This window comes from Vibrio algicola (assembly GCF_009601765.2).
In the GTDB taxonomy this organism is placed as follows: Bacteria; Pseudomonadota; Gammaproteobacteria; order Enterobacterales; family Vibrionaceae; genus Vibrio; species Vibrio algicola.
Genome location: NZ_CP045699.1, coordinates 432,377 through 452,511, shown reverse-complemented (window position 1 = coordinate 452,511; position 20,135 = coordinate 432,377). Strand labels below are relative to the sequence as shown.

Sequence of the window (20,135 nt, the reverse complement as noted above, 5' to 3'; positions counted from 1 at the left end):
CTCTTTTCCTTTTTTAACACAAACAATTGGCTATCACTAACCGTTATCGCCAGCGATTTCTGCGCCCTGGCGTGACTAATTTTACTGGCTTTTCTTTTGGCAAGTCATCCAATGGAGAAAGACAAGATTCAGATGCAAAAAATCGCCCTTGACCACCATGTAAACCAAGTTTTTTTAATACTATCCATTCTTGTTCATTTTCTACACCTACGGCAATAACCTTAATATTAGTATTACTGCATGAGCCTAATAAACTGCGAATGAATAATTGATTTTCATTTCTAAGGTTAATTTGTTTAATGAGGCTTCGGTGTAATTTTAAATATGTCACTGGTAAATCTTTCGCGTAGTGCGTACTAACAATCGTTCTGCCGACTTGGTCGACAATGATTTTACAGCCAATACCCGCCAACATTTTAATAATGGGACGCATATAGTCTAAATTGTTAACTAAATTGCCTTCGACGAACTCAAAAGCAAGGCGACTTCTTAAGTCTTTTGTTAGCTGTAAAAGCTCATATTTAAGCCAGCTAGTATACGCTTTCTTCTTAAACGGTTCGACAAAAAGGTTGATGCTGTAATTCAAGTTTGTCTCATTTTTTTTAAGTTGAACCAGTATTGTTTCAAGATTTACTTGGTCTAATTTTCGTTCGTAACCAACTTGTTCAATCGCAGTTAAAAACTGTGATGCTTTAATTATAACTCCCGCCTCATCTCTTATTCTGTTGAATAATTCATAATGCACAATATATTGATTACCCACCACATCATTATTATAAGACCTATTATCATTACCACCAATTAGATAACAAGGCTGCTGATAAATTAACATCTTGTTCATATTTATAGTGAGATCAAATAAATTTCTCCAACGAACCCCACCACGATGCTCATTTTGTTGATTATGTTGCTTTTTGTATTTTCCCCAGCCGATCCCTTGTTCTATACGAACCCCTTTTAATGCAGTTTCAGCTTCATCAATAATCTTGCCTCGCCGTTCACCTTGCGTGAATAAACTCAAACCAATATGGCACCAATTGTCATTTTCCATCCCTTCTAATGGGGTTAGTTTTTTCAGTTGATTGACACATTGCGCTGCCATGGTAGTGATTTCTTTTTCGGTTTGGTGCGGGATCATTAAAGCAAATTGAGCGTCATAATAACGAGCAAAAACAGAGTTAGGATAGCGTTGACTAATATTTGACAACACTTGTCCTATTTCTACCAAAAAGGCATCGCCCGATTGGCCATTATTGCTCTCTATTACGTCTTCCCAATCATTGATTGCCACCATCAACACGCCACCCGCCACGCCATTTTCTTGCAATACAGATTCGAGTTTACTGTCAAATAAGATCCGATTAGCCGCACCGGTTAATTGATCTAAAAAGGTATGAGTACGAATAAATGTATCAAAACGGTTTCTTTCTTGGCGTGCGTCTTGCAGTTCCTCAATTAATCGGTCAAGCGCCTCACTGGCGGTATAGGGCCACTCTCTTTCATCGCCTTTAGCAAACCTCTCCACTTGACCCGCTAAGATCATTCGCCCACGCTCTTCCAATAATTCAGAGCCTGATAGCTGCTCTTTCAACCATTTAAGCCCTCGAATCAAACAAAATACCACCAGCAACACGGCGCAAGTTAACGAGAAAAAAGCTTGAAATGAGTAGCTACTATCAGAATAAGGAGGGATAACTTCAAAGACTGCGATGTAGCCTTGATTTCGATTAAGGGATATTTGCTTTTGATATAACAAGACACTTTGAGCTTGCAGTGAGGGTTGGGTTAATGCGCGATCGGTAAATTGATAGATCACACCCGCGGGTGATGAGAGTTTGAATGTCACCACGTTATTCGTTTGCAGCAATTTAGGCAGCCAGTGACGAATAGAATCAAAATCTTGTGATGAGGAAAGTTCATTGTCGACCACTTGGGTCAGGCGAGCTAAATTTTGATCAACGTAGTCATTGCCCATTTTTTGAAAGGTTAATACCCCACCAATAAATAAGATGAACATTGCTGTGATCACGATCATAGTGACAAAAGCCACCAAGCGGGTACTTAACTTTAGTGTTGGGGTGTATCTCATCAAACGCATTCCATTGAAATTGAGGATATACCCATCTTAATTTGAAGTTGCGGCTTAGTTGCCTATTGAGCTTACTACAGCTTCAATTTATGTGGATATAGCTTCCTGCTTGTTAGATTAACAGACTACTTAAAACAGCTTAAAACAGCTTAAAACAGCTTAAAACAGCTTAAAAAACCAACATTTAGTTATCATATATACAACAAAAGCCACAAAAAACTTGCGGCTTCTGATTATTCTTACACTTTTAATTTATATAAGATCTAAAATGGAATGTCGTCATCGAAATCCATCGGTGGCTCATTGTATTGAGGTTGAGCCTGTTGTGGAGCTTGCTGCGGCGCTCTTGGCGCTTGTTGTTGCTGCTGATGTTGTGGAGCTTGTTGTTGAGGCTGCTGAGGCTGCCCCCAATTACCTTGCTGCTGATTACCACCGGCTGGAGCGCCAGCACCTTGCGAGCGACCACCTAACATTTGCATCACACCGTTAAAGCCTTGTACAACCACTTCGGTAGTGTAGCGATCTTGACCACTTTGATCTTGCCATTTACGGGTTTGCAGTTGGCCTTCAACATATACTTGAGAACCTTTGCGTAAATATTCACCAGCCACTTCCGCAAGCTTTCCAAATAAAGACACACGATGCCATTCTGTTTTTTCACGTTGCTCACCGGTTGCTTTATCTCTCCAAGATTCTGAAGTCGCTATTGTGATGTTAGCCACTGCGCCACCGCTTGGTAGATAACGGATCTCAGGATCATTCCCTAAGTTTCCAACTAAAATTACTTTGTTTATTCCGCGGCTAGCCATGTGCTGCTCCGTCTTAATCTATTTAAATTCAGCCCCAAATTATAGCATAATTTTTTATGTATAGATAAAAAATTACACCCTAATAAGTCGCTCGATAACGGTGATTACAATGCTTTAAATCACAAGAAAAAAAACGCTTAAACTCATATTTCATCATTACTCATAATAAAAAATTGCATCTATTATTTTGTAAAACTGCAATCCATCTAACAACTTATCGCTTTATAAAAGACATCGAGTATCAATAGTGAGAATGGTTATCACTTAATTGTCATGCGACGTGTATTGCTCCCTGATTCAACTTAAAATCAGAGCTTATTTTTTCATGCTCTCTATTTTAAATTCCCCCTGACCTACGATGTCCTCGCTTCAGTTGCCGTTGAGTCGCATTGTTGATGTCAGCCTTAATCCACTCAGCATTTAAGCACATTTAGGGAGCGTAAATTGATGACCATATTAGCCCGTACTGCTATCTACCTTCTATCGCCTTTTGCTTTCCATACTCACCCACTCTATCGACAACTGCTCTCCACTACGGACTTTGAAGTCAATACGCTAAACCTAACCACTATCGCCAACTTAAAACAAAGCCAGAATAAATATATCATTTTCGTTGATGGTCAATTTTCTGAACAAGAGCTGTTTGACTTACAAACCCACCCGGTATGCCACCAGGCTTACGCATGTGTGCTTTTTAATGCCCCGCAACAAGCAAACTTATTGCTGCTATCTCAATGGAAAAATCTGGCTGGATACTTTCCATCAAACGCTAACACCTTCGATATGTTGCGAACATTAAAAGATATCAACCAAGGTGAAAATCGCTTACCTCGTCAATTATTGATTAATTTATTTCAATATTGGCAAGGAATTAACCAACATAATAATCAACATCTGATGTCAGCTAAGTTGTCATTAACCCGTCGTGAACTTGAAATCCTCAATCATTTACAAATAGGACAAAGTAATCTGGATATTGCCGATTCTTTATTTGTCAGTGAACACACCATCAAATCTCATCTCTATCGCATCTTTAAAAAAATCAATGTCAGTAATCGACGACAAGCGATCAATTGGGCGCAACTGTATTTATAAGCCCCCTATCCCCCTCGATTATTGTTTAAATTAAAGACATTCATTGTATCTATGGTCAAAGTAATTGGCGTTGTATTGATCTAATGCAGCCAACAAATCTGCCACTTCAACTAAAAATGCTCTATTGTGATAGTTTTATCAGGCAAGTGTCAGGTATACGTTGTTTTCCCTACCTATGTTTGTTTTTCCTGACGAATTAATGCTATGTTAGCATTAATTCTACTATTCTTATTTTTTACCCTTAAAGGTTTCAGTCATGATCAAAAAGTGCCTATTTCCCGCAGCTGGCTACGGAACTCGCTTCCTACCGGCGACTAAGTCAATGCCGAAAGAAATGATGCCTATCGTTAATAAACCATTAATCGAATATGGAGTTGAAGAAGCGATTGAAGCAGGTATGACGGGTATGTGTATTGTTACCGGTCGTGGTAAGCAATCACTGACTGATCACTTCGATAAAAACTATGAATTAGAACACCAAATCAGTGGCACTAATAAAGAAGATTTATTGATTAATATTCGTGACACCATCGACAGTGCCTACTTCACTTATATTCGCCAACGTGAAATGAAAGGTTTGGGGCATGCCATTCTGACTGGCCGAGAATTGGTCGGAGATGAACCGTTTGCCGTAGTATTAGCCGATGATTTATGTATCCATGAAGCACAAGGTGTTTTGGCTCAAATGGTGGCTTTGTATAAGCAATTTCGCTGCACGATTGTTGCGGTGCAAGAAGTACCAAAAGAAGAAGCCTACAAGTACGGCGTTATTGCGGGTGAGATGATCAAAGACGATCTTTATCGCGTCGATGACATGGTCGAAAAACCAGAACCAGGCACAGAACCAAGCAACCTTGCTATTATTGGTCGCTATATTTTAACCCCTGATATTTTTGAACTAATTGAAAATACCGAACCAGGTAAAGGCGGCGAAATTCAAATTACCGATGCGCTACTCAAACAAGCTAAATCTGGCTGTGTACTCGCTTATAAATTTAAAGGTAAGCGTTTTGATTGCGGCAGTGTTGAAGGCTACATTGAAGCGACTAACTACTGCTACCAAAATCTGTACTTAAAATCAGACGATACCAAAACCAGTAAAAAATAATTTTATTGATTGGTAGTAGATTGATTAGTGCTTGATTCAAAATCTAAACCGTAACGCGCACTGTGTCGTTACGGTTTTTTTATACTTGCAATCCAACTGTTTATTTATACAGTTCACTATTTCCACAGACCCAGAGCTATGTAATACTAGCTTCAGTAAGTTTACCTTAATAGTGAGAGCATCAAGCATGGATACCATCGAAGTTCGCGGCGCCCGAACCCATAATCTAAAAAATATTAATCTCACTATTCCGCGTGATAAATTAATTGTGATCACTGGGTTATCAGGCTCAGGTAAGTCCTCACTTGCTTTTGATACCTTATACGCCGAAGGTCAACGTCGTTATGTTGAATCGCTTTCGGCTTATGCTCGTCAATTTCTATCTTTGATGGAAAAGCCCGATGTCGATCATATTGAAGGCTTATCTCCTGCTATTTCTATCGAGCAAAAATCTACCTCGCATAACCCACGTTCCACCGTTGGAACCATCACCGAGATCTACGATTATTTGCGCTTATTATACGCTCGAGTAGGTGAGCCACGCTGCCCAGAACATGACACACCTTTAGCAGCGCAAACTATTTCTCAAATGGTGGATAAAGTACTCGAAATGCCTGAAGGCAGTAAATTAATGCTATTGGCACCAATCATTAAAGAGCGTAAAGGGGAGCATGTTAAAACCCTGCAAAACTTAGCCGCGCAAGGGTTTATTCGAGCTCGCATTGACGGTGAAACCTGTGATCTATCCGATCCTCCGACTTTAGAGTTACATAAAAAGCACACTATCGAAGTGGTGGTCGATCGCTTTAAAGTACGTTCAGGTATTGAACAACGCTTGGCAGAATCATTCGAAACCACATTGGAGCTTTCAGGCGGCACCGCCACCATTAGCTGGATGGATGATGATAGCCAGCAAGATGTTATTTTCTCGGCCAACTTTGCCTGTTCACATTGTGGTTATAGCATGCGTGAACTTGAGCCTCGTTTATTCTCTTTTAATAACCCAGCCGGTGCATGTGAAACTTGTGATGGTTTAGGTGTGCAGCAATTTTTTGATGCTGAACGGGTGATCCAAGATGACAGTTTAAGCTTAGCCGATGGTGCGATCCGTGGTTGGGATAAGAAGAATTTCTATTATTTCCAAATGCTCAATGCCTTGGCGGAACATTATCAATTCGATTTAAAGCAACCTTTTAATAAGCTGCCAAAGAAAATCAGAGAGATTGTTTTAAACGGCTCCAAACGAGAAGAAATTGAGTTTAAATACGTCAATGATCGCGGTGATATCCGAGTTAAACGCCATGCTTTTGAAGGGATTTTAAATAACCTTAATCGTCGTTACCATGAGACTGAATCCAATTCCGTCAGAGAAGATTTAGCCAAATACATTTCCAATAAAACCTGTTCAAGTTGTGGTGGTGCTCGCCTGAAAATCGAAGCCCGTCATGTGTTTATTGGTCAAACAACACTGCCACAAGTGGTAGAAATGAGCATTCATGAATCATTAGTCTTTTTCGAGCAATTAGCCTTAACCGGGCAACGCGCTCAAATCGCTGAGAAAATATTAAAAGAGATCAATGACCGTTTAAGTTTTCTGATTAATGTCGGCTTAAATTATCTTAATTTATCTCGCAGCGCCGAAACCCTGTCTGGTGGTGAAGCGCAACGTATCCGTCTCGCCAGTCAGATTGGCGCTGGATTAGTTGGGGTAATGTATGTTTTGGATGAACCTTCGATTGGCTTGCATCAACGCGATAACGAACGTTTATTAAAAACCTTGGTTCATTTACGCGACTTAGGTAATACCGTGATCGTGGTCGAGCATGATGAAGATGCTATTCGCGCCGCCGATTATGTGATTGATATTGGCCCAGGGGCGGGTATTCATGGTGGTCAAGTGATCGCCGAAGGCACAATGCAAGATATTTTAGATTGCCCAGAATCATTAACCGGACAGTATCTAAGTGGTACGCGTGAAATCGAAATCCCCAAACAACGTACCCCAATCGATAAAAAGAAAACGGTCGAGATCATTGGCGCAACCGGTAACAACTTGAAAAGTGTCGATATGTCGATTCCTGTTGGCTTATTTACTTGTGTGACAGGGGTTTCCGGCTCAGGGAAATCAACCTTAATTAACGATACTTTCTTTAAAATTGCTCATGCCCGCTTAAATGGTGCTACCACAGCCGAAGCCGCGCCTTATAAAAAGATCAACGGCTTGGAGCATTTCGATAAAGTCATCGATATTAACCAAAGCCCAATCGGCCGTACTCCACGCTCCAATCCTGCCACTTATACTGGTATTTTCACCCCGATCCGTGAGCTGTTTGCTGGTACTCAAGAATCGCGTTCGCGCGGTTATAAACCAGGTCGTTTTAGTTTTAACGTGCGCGGCGGTCGCTGTGAAGCTTGCCAAGGCGATGGCGTAATAAAAGTAGAAATGCACTTTTTACCGGATGTGTATGTACCATGTGATGCTTGTAAAGGTAAACGCTACAACCGTGAAACCTTAGATGTACGCTATAAAGGCAAGAGTATTGATGAAGTTTTAGACATGACAGTGGAAGATGCCCATCAATTTTTTGAACCCGTTCCGGTAATTGCCCGAAAACTCAAAACCTTAATGGATGTTGGTTTATCCTATATTCGCTTAGGACAAGCGGCAACCACACTATCTGGCGGGGAAGCTCAACGAGTTAAGCTTGCCAAAGAATTGTCGAAACGTGATACCGGTAAAACGCTGTATATTTTAGATGAGCCGACGACGGGTCTGCATTTTTATGATATTCAACAACTATTAACGGTATTGCACCGCCTGCGGGATCATGGCAATACCGTGGTGGTGATTGAGCATAATTTGGATGTCATCAAAACCGCCGATTGGATTATCGATTTGGGCCCTGAAGGTGGCAGTGGCGGTGGTGAGATCGTCGCTTGTGGCACCCCAGAACAAGTGGCAAAGGTGAAAGGTTCGCATACTGCGCATTTCTTACAGCCGTTGTTAACTGGTAAATAGGCGCTTAAAAACGTTAACATGGCCAAAGCAGCGAGGGGCGAGTTATCCGTAATATCGCTTTTTGAATATAAATAAAAGCGAGATCCTCTATCTACTCGTGCTACTCGCATATGGAATGACAACATATATCGAGCGACGCAGCTCGTGTTACTTACGTATAGAATAGTCATCTTTATAATTGTGGCTTCATGTTTCACAACCAAAATAATTTAATCTTCGTTTAATTAGGAACACACTCGCGATGGCGACTTTACACACCCAGGGTACCTTACTCGATACGCAACCCGCCTCTCGAACACTGATCAAACCTTTTTTATGGTCGATAGGGTTGATTTTCTGCCTCGCAATGCATTTTTTTCAACCTAATCCTGGTGGCTCTGGATTATTATTACCCTTTAATCCTGCGGTATGGTTGGCGGTGAGCTTTTGTATTGCGATTGGATTGTACGAAACTGGTGCTAAGCGTTCGTGGCGCTATTCAAGTTTAACCATCGGGTTGTTGGTGGTGTGTATTTTACTCACCATTCCTGTCTTTTATTCCGCTTCGGTACCGCAAGATGCTATCACGCGCTTAATTGGCTTATGGGGTGGTTGGCTATTTTTTTGTATGTTGCAACAATTTCAATTTAGCATCAAACAACGCCAAACCTTGCTGTGGTTTATTCTGATCGGGGTATTGATTGAAATCGTTTATGCCTATATCCAATATTTAGTCCTCCAACCTGGCAACCCACTCGGTTATAACACCGTCAGCAATCGCCCATTTGGTATTTTTCAACAACCGAATGTGATGGCCAGTTTTGTTGCCACCGGTTTAGTCATTTCAGGTTATTTGTTGGCGCGCCAACATCAAAGCAATGAGAAGTATCATCCGCTACTAAATGGATTATTGTACCTTTTCCCGATCATTAGTATGCCTTTATTATGGGTACTCGCCTCAAGAACCGGTTGGTTAGGCGGCATTGTTGGTTGTGTATTGTTACTTCCTTATTTAAAACGCTTTTTATCTGCCAAACAATTTTCACTTTGGTGCTTTGCAGTGGTTCTGGGCTTAGCAGCCGGTTATGGTATCGCGGAAGCAAATGGTGGAAATAAGCTCATTGAACAAAAATCAAACCTAGAAAGTCCACGCCGTTACACCTTTCCTCAAACCTTAGATATGGTGATAGAAAAACCATTAACCGGCTATGGTTACGGCCGTTTTGAACCGGCTTATATTGTTTATACCGCCAGACAGCATCAAATAACCCCAGATTATCATGCTGGCCTAGCCTCGATGGATCATCCACATAACGAACTATTATACTGGGCGGTAGAAGGCGGAATTGTCCCTTTAATGGGCCTATTATTGGCTACATTATTGGTATTACGAAAAATACGCAAAGTCAGCTCTGGCGCACGTTTAGCCACTGCTGCACTATTCTTTCCACTCGTCTTGCACACCCAATTAGAGTACCCTTTTTATCACTCGGCCGTGCATTGGGTGATCTTTATCATGCTGATTTATTGGCTCGACCAACTCACCTCTCAGTATCAAACAGCGGGCTTTAGCTCTATCAGCAAAAGTTTTCTTAGCATCGTGTCTTTAGTGCTGCCAATTCTCACCACGTTTTATATGATTTCAGCGCTGCAAACCAATATTGTACTGAATAAATTTGAGCGTAGTCGTCAGGTTAACCCCGAACTTTTACAGCAAGTAACCAACCCGAGTGTGTGGAAAGATCGCTTTGATTGGGATGTGTATAAAACCCAATTAAATATTGGGTTAGTAATGGAAAAACCAGAATACATTCAACCTTTTATTGATTGGGCTAACGAAATAATTAAACACAAACCTCGCCCAGCATTTTATTCTAGTTTGATTGTGGCTTATCAAGGTTTAGGTGAGATGGATAAAGCGCAAGCGATCCGTCATGAAGCTGAATTTTTATTCCCGAATCAAGATTTTTCTAAAGTGCGGTTTATTCCCAAGGCCGAACGTGCGTCACATGCCCAATCGCAAGCGACAACGGGTGAAAGCACCGAATTAACCACGAGCAAAGCAATGGAAGTTCAAGCGTTCAGCAATTCGGTTATGGCTCCGAAAGTTCCTGCTAAATAATCCAAAAAAATAAAGGGAGCCGTATCAACCGCTCCCTTTTTTGCCCTTTCATACCGTTTTTACTGCCATTGATTTTTAACCAATATTGGTCGATTTAATTCGCTATTGAGTTAAAGTCTGTTGCAGTGCTTTTAAACATAGCGCGACATTTTCTTGTTTCGCGCTGTAGCCCATCAAACCAATCCGCCATACTTTTCCTGCCAGCGCGCCTAAACCGCCACCGACCTCCAGGTTATAATTATCTAGCAGGCTAGCCCGAACCGCGCCATCATCAACACCTTCCGGTAAATACACTGAGTTTAACTGTGGTAAGCGACATGCTTCATCCACGACAAAACGAAAGCCTAATGCTTCTAAACCGACTTTGAGCTGTTGATGCATATCCGCATGCCGTTGCCACGCATTTTCAAGACCTTCTTCATGCAAGGCTAGTAATGACTCATGCAAAGCATACAGACTATTGACTGGCGCAGTATGATGATAACTACGTTTTGCGCCGCCGTTCCAATAACCTAGCACCAAGCTTTGGTCTAAAAACCAGCTTTGCACGGGTGTGGTACGTGCTTGGATTCTTTCTATGGCCTTGGGTGAAAAAGTTATTGGTGATAAACCAGGAACGCACGACAAACATTTTTGACTGCCTGAATACACCGCATCTAATCCCCATTCATCCACTTTTAATGGCACGCCACCAAGTGAGGTCACCGCATCGACAATGGTTAATGCATTAAACTGCTTCGCAACTTTTGCTAACGCTTGCGCATCACTCAACGCGCCAGTTGAGGTTTCAGCATGCACAAAAGCTAATACTTTTACATCGGGATTTTGTTCAAACGCAACTTGCACTTTATCGACACTGACCGGTTGACCCCATTCATCATCCACTAGCACGACTTGCGCGCCACAACGAATGGCATTTTCACGCATCCGCTCACCAAACACACCATTACGGCACACGATAACTTTATCACCGGGTTCTAATAAGTTAACAAAACAGGCCTCCATCCCAGCGCTGCCTGGCGCAGACACAGGAATAGTGAACTCGTTTTCAGTTTGAAAAGCATATTTTAATAGCGTTTTGACTTCATCCATCATGCCAATAAACAGCGGATCCAGATGGCCGATGGTTGGCCGACTCAGTGCTTGCAATACATAAGGAGAAATATCGGATGGGCCGGGTCCCATGAGAATACGACGTGGTGGGTAAAAGCGTTGAATCATCTTATTATCCTTAATTTGAGTGGCGTCTTGTTCCACTGTAAACAAATTTGTAACATGCCGCAATTTAACCTGACTCAACAGTCGAAAGTCATTTACCAAGATGTGAACATCCTCACTTAATATTAAAACTCATAAGCGAAGCTCTCTTGTTATTCGAGCGGGTAAAATAGCAATAAGGTGATAAGTAATAACGTTTTAAAAATAGCCATAAAGATTCACAATGCATATTGACATTTATCGTGCAAAACCGTTCAATGTAAGAGTGACAAAAATGTGACATTCAAGTACTTTTTGTAACAAGGAGAGGAGCGTAACCTAGGCAGATTTTTCGTGGTCCCCCCAAGGCCGATACGATAAATTCAGGGAGAGTTACGCCGAGGTGAATAAACATGGTGGGTGTTTCTATATTCCAATAAGACGGATATATCATCGGTTGTTTAGGCTGAATCCTAACAACTGTCATCAATGTCGAGACCCTATATTTGGCAAGATCATTGATGGTGAGCTTCTATAATTTACATGGCTATGCTGCTCAGCTATAGCTTCTATGTATCTTGTAAACTCGCTCAACCGACTTCTCTTCAACATTGGACGTTTGCTTATTCTAGTTTGGAATAGGCCATTTAGGTATTAAGGGAGACAAGGTTGTGAGCGCATTTAATGTAGCAAAATTTGGCGGAACCAGTGTAGCAAACTTCGAGGCGATGAGCCGTTGCGCGACAATTATAGAAAACAATCCAGCCACAAAACTAGTGGTCAGCAGTGCTTGTTCGGGCGTGACCAATTTATTAGTCGAGCTTTCGCTAGGTGTGACTGACGCTGAACATAGACAGCAATTATTAACCAAGATCAGCGCTATCCACGATGACATCATTGCGCAGCTATCACAATCCAAAGCGACCAATGATGCGGTCAATAAGGTGTTAGTTCGACTGGCTAGCATGGCAGAAGCGGCCTCTTTTCAAACCAGTGATAAATTAACCGATCATATTGTGGCGTGTGGCGAGTTAATGTCTACTCATATTCTGACTCAATTAATGGTTGAGCGCGGTATTGATGCGGTTCGTTTTGATATTCGTGAGATCCTGCGCACCAATTCTGAACATGGTAAAGCCGAGCCTATTATCAGTGAAATATCGCAACTTGCAGAACAACATTTAGTCCCACTATGTCAAAAGCAGCTGGTGATCACTCAAGGCTTTATTGGCAGTGACAGCGAAGGCAATACCACCACACTAGGACGTGGCGGCAGTGATTACAGCGCCGCATTAATTGCTGAAGCGGTTAAAGCGGAAGGGCTAGAGATCTGGACCGACGTACCTGGCATTTACACTACCGATCCTCGTATTGCCCCCAAAGCGGCTCCTATTGCTGAAATCAGCTTTAGTGAAGCGTCGGAAATGGCCAATTTTGGCGCGAAAATTTTACACCCTTCGACCTTATTACCTGCATTGCGCCATCAAATCCCAGTCTTTGTCGGATCGTCTCGTCAACCTGAAAATGGTGGCACTTGGATCCGTCAAAAAGTCGAGAGCGCCCCGTTGTTTAGAGCATTAACTTTGCGCGGCAATCAAACCATGGTAACGCTACGCTGCCCAGAAATGTACCAAGCGTATGGCTTTTTAGCGCAAGTGTTTGCCATTTTAGCCAAGTACCAAATCTCGGTCGACTTAATTACCACCTCTGAAGTCAGTGTCTCTTTAACATTAGATCAAACCAATACTTCTGGCGGTGCACCGCAGTTGCCGATTGAAGCACGTGCAGAACTAGAACAACTGTGTACGGTTGAAGTCGAGCATAATTTAAGCTTGGTCGCCTTAATTGGTAATAAAATGAGCGGCAAAAAAGGATATGCTAAGCAAGTCTTTAGCGCACTCGAAGAGTTTAATATCCGTATGATTTGTTATGGCGCTAGCCCGCATAATTTATGCTTTTTAGTCAGCGAAGATGAATCCAAACAAGCCATACAAGTTTTGCATCACGCCTTGTTTGAATAAGTGATATGTTCGTATTCCATCTGTCACGAATACAAACCGTGAGGTGATCTAAAACGATCACCTCATACGCGAGTAGCACGAGCTGATAGGGAATCTCGCTTTCATCCTTACTGATAGGGTTAAAAAGCGAGATCACGGATAACTCGTGCCTCGTTTGCTCAATGACGATACTTCTTATATAAAAAGAGCGCATCCATCAGGATCCGCTCTTTTTTTATACTCAGTGACAGGCCTTGGCTTTAACTCAAGTTAGGCCCTAACCATTTTTCCATCTCCACTTCATCCCAGCCTTTACGCCTAGCATATTCTTCGGCTTGATCTTGTTGGATCTGCGCAATAGCAAAATAACGAGAATCTGGATGAGAGAAATACCAACCGGAAACCGACGCTCCAGGCCACATCGCATAACTGGTGGTCAGCGACATACCAATGCTTTCTTCTACCTTTAGGATCTCCCATAGGCTGCCTTTTTCGGTATGCTCAGGACAAGCAGGATAGCCAGGCGCTGGGCGAGTACCTTGGTATTTCTCACGAATAAGATCGTTATTGGTGAGGTTTTCATCGGCAGCATAACCCCAGATTTCCTTACGCACTTTCTCGTGCATATATTCTGCAAATGCTTCGGCTAATCGATCCGCTACTGCTTGGATCATGATCGCGTTGTAATCATCGCCTGCCGCTTTATAAGCATCGGCTAAATCACGTTCGCCAATTCCGCCAGTGACCGCAAACCCACCAATCCAATCCGCTTTACCGCTGTCTTTAGGTGCAATGTAATCGGATAAACAGTAGTTAGGTCCTTTCGGTTTATCGGTTTGTTGGCGCAAGTTATGCAGCACTTTAATGACTTCGGTGCGCGACTCATCGGCGTACACTTCAATATCATCCCCCACGCTATTGGCAGGGAACATCGAACAAATACCGCTGGCTTTTAAAATGCCGTCTTTTTCTACCCTCTCAAGCAAACCAATCGCATCATCAAAAATACGTTTCGCTTCTTCGCCCACTTCTTCATGCTCAAAAATCGCAGGGTATTTGCCCATTAATCCCCAAGTCAGGAAGAAAGGGGTCCAATCGATATAATTACGCAAAACCGATACATCAATATGTTCAAACACATGGACACCAGTTTGCATAGGTGCAGGCGGAGTATAAGTTTGCCAATCAATATCAACCTTATTGGCGCGCGCCGCTTCTAATGTGATCGGCTTGGTTTTAGGCCGTTTGCGCGCGTGTTGATCACGAGTACGATCATAATCAAGACTAAGCTTTTCGATAAATGCCGGACGTAAACTGTCAGACAGTAATGCCGAACACACCCCAACCGCGCGTGAAGCATTATTCACATACACCACTGGCTGATTATAATTTTGTTCAATTTTAACCGCAGTATGTGCTTTTGAAGTGGTCGCTCCGCCAATTAACAATGGAATATCAAACCCTTGGCGCTCCATTTCTTTGGCGACATACACCATTTCATCCAGTGATGGCGTGATCAGCCCCGATAGACCGATGATATCGACGTTCTCTTCGCGTGCGACTTTAAAGATAGTTTCACAAGGCACCATTACGCCCAAATCAATGATTTCATAGTTATTACATTGCAGCACCACGCCAACAATGTTTTTACCAATATCGTGCACATCGCCTTTTACGGTGGCCAACAAAATCTTACCATTCGAGCGCTGACCTTCATCTTTTAAGGCATTGATAAAAGGTTCAAGGTAGGCTACAGCTTGCTTCATCACTCGAGCCGACTTCACCACTTGCGGCAAGAACATTTTACCTTCACCGAATAAATCCCCCACCACGTTCATGCCGTCCATTAATGGACCTTCAATCACATCAATCGGCTTATCCAGCTTTAAACGCGCTTCTTCGGTATCATCGATAATAAATTCGGTAATGCCTTTGACTAATGAGTGTTCAATTCGTTTTTCCACTTCCCAAGTACGCCAGATCAAAGCATTTGGATCTTCGACTTTACCCACTCCGTTCGAGCGATACTCTTCGGCTAATTCGAGTAGATTTTCAGTGGCATCTGAATGACGGTTAAGCACCACATCTTCAACCGCTTCACGCAATTTTTCTGGGATGTTGTCATAAATTTCAAGCTGACCGGCATTCACAATCCCCATATCCATACCGCGCTTAAAACAGTGATAGAGGAATACCGCATGGATCGCTTCACGTACATAGTTATTGCCGCGGAATGAAAATGATACGTTCGACACCCCGCCAGAAATCATGGCATAAGGCAGTGTTTTTTTGATTTCATCGACGGCTTCAATAAAATCGACCGCGTAGTTATTATGCTCATCAATACCGGTGGCAATGGCAAAAATATTGGGATCAAAAATAATATCTTCCGGCGGAAAACCAATTTCATCCACCAGAATATGATAAGCCTTAGTACAAATTTCAACTTTACGTTCGCGGGTATCGGCTTGGCCTTGTTCATCAAACGCCATCACGATCACCGCTGCACCATAGCGACGGATCAATTTCGCTTGCTCGATAAACTTATCCACTCCTTCTTTCATCGAAATGGAGTTAACAATGCCCTTACCTTGAATGCATTTTAAGCCCGCTTCAATCACTTCCCATTTTGAAGAATCGACCATAATCGGCACTTTGGAAATTTCTGGTTCTGAAGCACACAACTTTAAAAAGCGCTCCATACAAGCTTCGGCATCCAACATGCCTTCATCCATGTTGATATCAATAATCTGCGCGCCATTGGCCACTTGTTCACGAGCAACATCCAATGCTTCATCGTACTGCTCATCGACAATTAAGCGTTTAAATTTGGCCGAACCGGTGACATTGGTTCTCTCGCCCACATTAACAAATAAGGAATCTTTATCGATGGTGACCGGCTCTAAACCTGATAAACGGCAAGCTTTAGGGATATCGGGTAACTGACGAGGTTTAATGCCTTCTACCACCCGCGCCATTTGGCGAATATGCTCAGGTGTGGTACCACAACAACCACCGACAAAATTGAGAAAACCACTTTCTGCCCACTCTTGAATATGACGCGCCATTTCACGCGGTTCCAGATCATACTCACCAAATGCATTCGGTAAACCGGCATTAGGGTGAGCAGAAACAAAGGTCTCAGACACTCGCGAAAGCTCCGCCACATACTGGCGTAATTCATCCGGACCAAGAGCGCAGTTCAAACCAAATGAAATCGGCTGAATATGACGCATGGCATTATAAAAAGCTTCAGTGGTTTGACCTGAAAGCGTACGGCCCGAGGCATCAGTGATAGTCCCTGAAATCATCACTGGCAATTTATAGCCTAGCTGGTCAAACACCGCGCTAACCGCAAAGGCACACGCTTTGGCATTAAGGGTATCGAAGATGGTTTCGATCATGATCAGATCGGCGCCGCCTTCAATCATGGCTTTAGTAGATTCGGAGTAAGCAGTCACTAACTCATCAAAGCTAACATTACGAAAGCCTGGATCGTTAACATCAGGAGAAATAGAGCACGTACGGTTAGTCGGACCTAGCACCCCTGCCACAAAACGAGGCTTATCTGGCGTTTTTTCCGTCCATTCATCGGCAGCTTCACGGGCAAGTTTGGCGGCGGCAAAGTTAATCTCGGCGCTCAGGCTTTCCATGTCGTAATCGGCCATCGCAATGGTGGTCGAGTTAAAGGTATTGGTTTCAAGGATATCAGCGCCAGCGGCCAAATAATCACAATGGATTTGTTTAATCAGTTGGGGCTGAGTTAGCACCAATAAGTCATTGTTACCTTTTAAGTCACTATGCCAAGCGGCAAAGCGTTCACCACGGTAATCTTGCTCTTCGAGCTTATGCGATTGGATCATGGTACCCATACCACCATCTATCAATAAGATGCGTTGGGTTAATAGTTTTTCTAACACTACTTGAGTGTTGATCCGTTGATTTAAAGTGCTTCCCATCACAATACAACCTCTTCCTTAATCGTTTTAATCCATCCTATCATAGAAATCTAGACGTCTAAAATAAGTTTTCGTTATGGTTAATTCATCGTTTTTTTATTCTTTTTTAATCTAACCATTAATAGTCGACAAATTTCAGTTGACCTTTGTTATAATCAGCTGGAAAATTACGCAAATTACAATTTGTTACACACAGCCAAGGTTGGTCCATGTCAGTATACAATATACTCTGCTTTCTATCGTTTGCCGCGATGGTTATTGCTTTAATTAACAGTAAGTTCGGTCGCATGCAGACCACCATAGCCATTACCGCAGGAGCGATGATTTTATCATTATTTATTCTCATTGCGGGTCATAGCGGCTGGTTCAATTTATTGCATATTGCCTCACACACCATGGCGCAAATCAATTTTGAAGACTTTTTACTACAAGGGATACTGGGATTTTTGCTTTTTGCGGGTGGCTTAGGAATTAAATTACCGCACTTTGCTGATCAAAAATGGGAAATCACCATTTTAGCATTGGGTTCGACGCTTTTTTCTACCTTCTTTATTGGCTTTGCATTATACGAGATCTGCCAATTCATTCATCTCGATCTTGATTTGGTTTTCTGTTTATTATTTGGTGCGCTGATTTCACCCACCGATCCTATTGCGGTATTAGCGATCGTTAAAAAACTGAAAGCCCCACAACGGGTGTCAACTCAAGTGGAAGGCGAATCATTATTTAATGATGGCTTTGGCTTGGTTATTTTCGTCACCATCTTTACTGTGGCATTTAGTGGTAATGAACCAAGCGTTAGTGGCGTCGTCAGTTTATTCCTGCAAGAAGCGGTCGGCGGTATTGCTTATGGTCTAGTGCTTGGTTTGGTGTTCCATTATCTTATTAGCTCCACCAACGATCACTCGATGGAATTACTCTTAACCATTTGTATTCCAACCGCCGGTTATGCCTTTGCCGAAGTCTTGGAAGTATCTGGTCCATTGGCCATGGTAGTATCAAGTATCATGATTGGTAACTGGACACGTTATGTTGGGTTCTCAAAAGAGAGTACCGAGCATATGGATCATTTCTGGGAACTCGTGGATGAATTCCTCAATGGCATATTATTCTTGCTGATCGGTATGTCTTTATTATTATTTGAATTCCATATTCAAGATTTAATCATGATCTCAATCGCGATCCCATTAGTATTGTTGGCCCGTTTTTTAAGTGTCTGGATCCCATTCCAAGGCTTTAAACGCTTCCGCAAATATAACCCTTGGACGGTACCAATTTTAACTTGGGGCGGCTTACGTGGTGGCTTAGCATTAGCAATGGCATTGTCTATTCCTCACGGTAAATACTTCGTGTCTTATCATCACATTGATGTGAAAGAAATTATTATGGTGATGACTTATGCGGTGGTTCTATTTTCTATTCTTATCCAAGGCTCAACCATTATTCCTCTGATTAACAAAGCAAAAGTTGCCCAGAAGAAGATGGATGATGCGGAACTTGAATCTAAACCTGCTTCGGCCAACAAGCAGAAATAATTAGCTTGATTGAAGATCTAAAAAAGCAGCTTTAATCAGCTGCTTTTTTTTTATGACCATTTTTCCGCGATCAATACTGTTCGCCAGAAGCTCAAGCTTATGAGTTTAGGTTAATCATCTCGGGTAAATTTATCTAACGAGAAATGCTCTAAATCGTATGGGGTTTGTTGGTAGACACAGTAGTTTAACCAGTTGGCAAACAACAAGTGTCCGTGACTTCGCCAGCTCGCGATCGGTTTGTTATCTGGATTATCATTCGGGTAATAATTCAAGGGAATAGCAGGATCCATGCCTTCGGCTAAATCGCGGCTGTATTCGGTATGCAATGTTTGTGCATCGTATTCAGGGTGACCGGTCACAAATACGTGACGCTTATCTTTGGTTGAGGCCAAATACACGCCAGCATCGGCTGACGTTGCCAATAAATCAAGATCGGTATGTTCGCTTAAGTAATCCGGCGAAAAGTCAGCATATCGAGAATGTGGCGCTAAAAACGAATCATCAAACCCTCTGACTATTGGGTGAAACTCGTTAATAACGTCATGCTGATAAACACCCGAAAGCTTTTCTTTGCGGGTACGTTTTGGTAAATCATACAACAACTTGAGCCCAGCTTGCGCCGCCCAACAAACATACAAACTTGAAGTGACATGATTATTCGCCCACTCCATCACGGTTTGTAAATGCTCCCAATATGCCACATCTTCAAACTGCACCAAACCAAGTGGCGCGCCAGTAATAATCAAACCATCGAAATTACGATTCTTCACCATATCAAATTGGCGATAAAAGTTATTTAAATGCTCTTCTGGGGTGTTTTTACTTGGACGATCATCGATTCTAAGTAATTCGATATCCACTTGTAGCGGGCTATTTGAAAGCAAACGTAGAAATTGAGTTTCCGTCTCAATTTTCTTTGGCATGAGATTAAGTATCAATACTTTTAAAGGGCGGATCATCTGAGTGGTCGCCCGCGATTCTGACATGATGAAAATCCGTTCCTGACGTAATATATCGGAAGCCGGCAGTTGATCGGGGATCTTAATAGGCATTGCGCTCTCTCCATAAGCAATCTAGACGTCTAAACACCTATGAGTATAGCAATCGCAAAAAGAATGTCGAGGGTTAAAAGCAAAAGCGAGATTCCCTATCTGCTCGTGTTACTCGCGTATGGAATGACAGTTTTTGGGTGGAATTCCGTCATTGCGGAAACGAGGTACGAG

10 protein-coding genes, 1 pseudogene and 1 riboswitch are annotated in these 20,135 nt (G+C 42.4%); of the genes and pseudogenes, 6 read left to right on the top strand and 5 right to left on the bottom strand.

The annotated features are described in order from the left end of the window. Positions 1 to 43: 43 nt before the first annotated feature. Positions 44 to 2,089 (bottom strand): RNase E specificity factor CsrD, encoded by a 2,046-nt coding sequence (gene csrD / locus GFB47_RS01950; RefSeq protein ID WP_153446145.1) that lies wholly within the window; start codon positions 2,087 to 2,089, stop codon positions 44 to 46. 263 nt (positions 2,090 to 2,352) lie between these two features. Further along, entirely contained in the window at positions 2,353 to 2,898 is a 546-nt protein-coding gene (locus GFB47_RS01945) for a single-stranded DNA-binding protein (RefSeq protein ID WP_153446144.1), read from the bottom strand. A 447-nt stretch (positions 2,899 to 3,345) separates the two neighbouring features. On the opposite strand from GFB47_RS01945, the gene GFB47_RS01940 reads away from it, so the two are divergent. The 4 genes and pseudogenes from GFB47_RS01940 to GFB47_RS01925 all read left to right on the top strand — a co-directional run. Beyond that, on the top strand, positions 3,346 to 3,993 hold the full coding sequence (locus tag GFB47_RS01940) for a LuxR C-terminal-related transcriptional regulator (protein ID WP_153446142.1): 648 nt from the start codon (positions 3,346 to 3,348) through the stop codon (positions 3,991 to 3,993). A gap of 256 nt (positions 3,994 to 4,249) precedes the next feature. Then, complete coding sequence (galU, locus tag GFB47_RS01935; protein WP_153446140.1) at positions 4,250 to 5,101, top strand: UTP--glucose-1-phosphate uridylyltransferase GalU; 852 nt, start codon at positions 4,250 to 4,252, stop codon at positions 5,099 to 5,101. Between the two features lie 187 nt (positions 5,102 to 5,288). Beyond that, entirely contained in the window at positions 5,289 to 8,120 is a 2,832-nt protein-coding gene (uvrA, locus tag GFB47_RS01930; protein WP_153446138.1) for an excinuclease ABC subunit UvrA, read from the top strand. A gap of 241 nt (positions 8,121 to 8,361) precedes the next feature. Then, positions 8,362 to 10,125: pseudogene (locus GFB47_RS01925) on the top strand (PglL family O-oligosaccharyltransferase); the annotation flags it as partial. Between the two features lie 198 nt (positions 10,126 to 10,323). On the opposite strand, the gene GFB47_RS01920 reads toward GFB47_RS01925, so the two are convergent. Continuing rightward, positions 10,324 to 11,442, bottom strand: coding sequence for a pyridoxal-phosphate-dependent aminotransferase family protein (locus tag GFB47_RS01920; RefSeq protein ID WP_153446134.1), 1,119 nt, complete (start codon positions 11,440 to 11,442; stop codon positions 10,324 to 10,326). Between the two features lie 293 nt (positions 11,443 to 11,735). Continuing rightward, a riboswitch (Lysine riboswitch) is annotated at positions 11,736 to 11,958 on the top strand. A gap of 131 nt (positions 11,959 to 12,089) precedes the next feature. On the opposite strand from GFB47_RS01920, the gene lysC reads away from it, so the two are divergent. After that, positions 12,090 to 13,439: a lysine-sensitive aspartokinase 3 gene (lysC, locus tag GFB47_RS01915; RefSeq protein ID WP_153446132.1), complete on the top strand. Its 1,350-nt coding sequence runs from the start codon at positions 12,090 to 12,092 to the stop codon at positions 13,437 to 13,439. Between the two features lie 239 nt (positions 13,440 to 13,678). Here the strand turns inward: lysC and metH are convergent, their stop codons facing one another. Further along, the gene (gene metH, locus GFB47_RS01910; RefSeq protein WP_153448108.1) at positions 13,679 to 17,377 is read right to left on the bottom strand and encodes a methionine synthase; all 3,699 of its coding nucleotides are present in this window, start codon (positions 17,375 to 17,377) and stop codon (positions 13,679 to 13,681) included. A gap of 209 nt (positions 17,378 to 17,586) precedes the next feature. On the opposite strand from metH, the gene GFB47_RS01905 reads away from it, so the two are divergent. Continuing rightward, positions 17,587 to 18,912 carry a cation:proton antiporter gene (locus tag GFB47_RS01905; protein WP_153446130.1) on the top strand — a complete coding sequence of 442 codons (1,326 nt, stop codon included), beginning with the start codon at positions 17,587 to 17,589 and terminating at the stop codon, positions 18,910 to 18,912. Between the two features lie 110 nt (positions 18,913 to 19,022). Here GFB47_RS01905 and metA read toward each other — a convergent pair whose 3' ends face one another. Further along, the gene (gene metA / locus GFB47_RS01900; protein ID WP_153446128.1) at positions 19,023 to 19,964 is read right to left on the bottom strand and encodes a homoserine O-acetyltransferase MetA; all 942 of its coding nucleotides are present in this window, start codon (positions 19,962 to 19,964) and stop codon (positions 19,023 to 19,025) included. Between the last annotated feature and the right edge of the window lie 171 nt (positions 19,965 to 20,135).

What these genes read in the sequence shown, in the direction of transcription:
- GFB47_RS01940 (WP_153446142.1), top strand. Translation starts at nt 3,346, where the DNA reads ATGACCATATTAGCCCGTACTGCTATCTACCTTCTATCGCCTTTTGCT.
- uvrA (WP_153446138.1), top strand. Translation starts at nt 5,289, where the DNA reads ATGGATACCATCGAAGTTCGCGGCGCCCGAACCCATAATCTAAAAAAT.
- csrD (WP_153446145.1), bottom strand. Translation starts at nt 2,089, where the DNA reads ATGAGATACACCCCAACACTAAAGTTAAGTACCCGCTTGGTGGCTTTT.
- metH (WP_153448108.1), bottom strand. Translation starts at nt 17,377, where the DNA reads ATGGGAAGCACTTTAAATCAACGGATCAACACTCAAGTAGTGTTAGAA.
- GFB47_RS01945 (WP_153446144.1), bottom strand. Translation starts at nt 2,898, where the DNA reads ATGGCTAGCCGCGGAATAAACAAAGTAATTTTAGTTGGAAACTTAGGG.
- metA (WP_153446128.1), bottom strand. Translation starts at nt 19,964, where the DNA reads ATGCCTATTAAGATCCCCGATCAACTGCCGGCTTCCGATATATTACGT.
- GFB47_RS01905 (WP_153446130.1), top strand. Translation starts at nt 17,587, where the DNA reads ATGTCAGTATACAATATACTCTGCTTTCTATCGTTTGCCGCGATGGTT.
- galU (WP_153446140.1), top strand. Translation starts at nt 4,250, where the DNA reads ATGATCAAAAAGTGCCTATTTCCCGCAGCTGGCTACGGAACTCGCTTC.
- GFB47_RS01920 (WP_153446134.1), bottom strand. Translation starts at nt 11,442, where the DNA reads ATGATTCAACGCTTTTACCCACCACGTCGTATTCTCATGGGACCCGGC.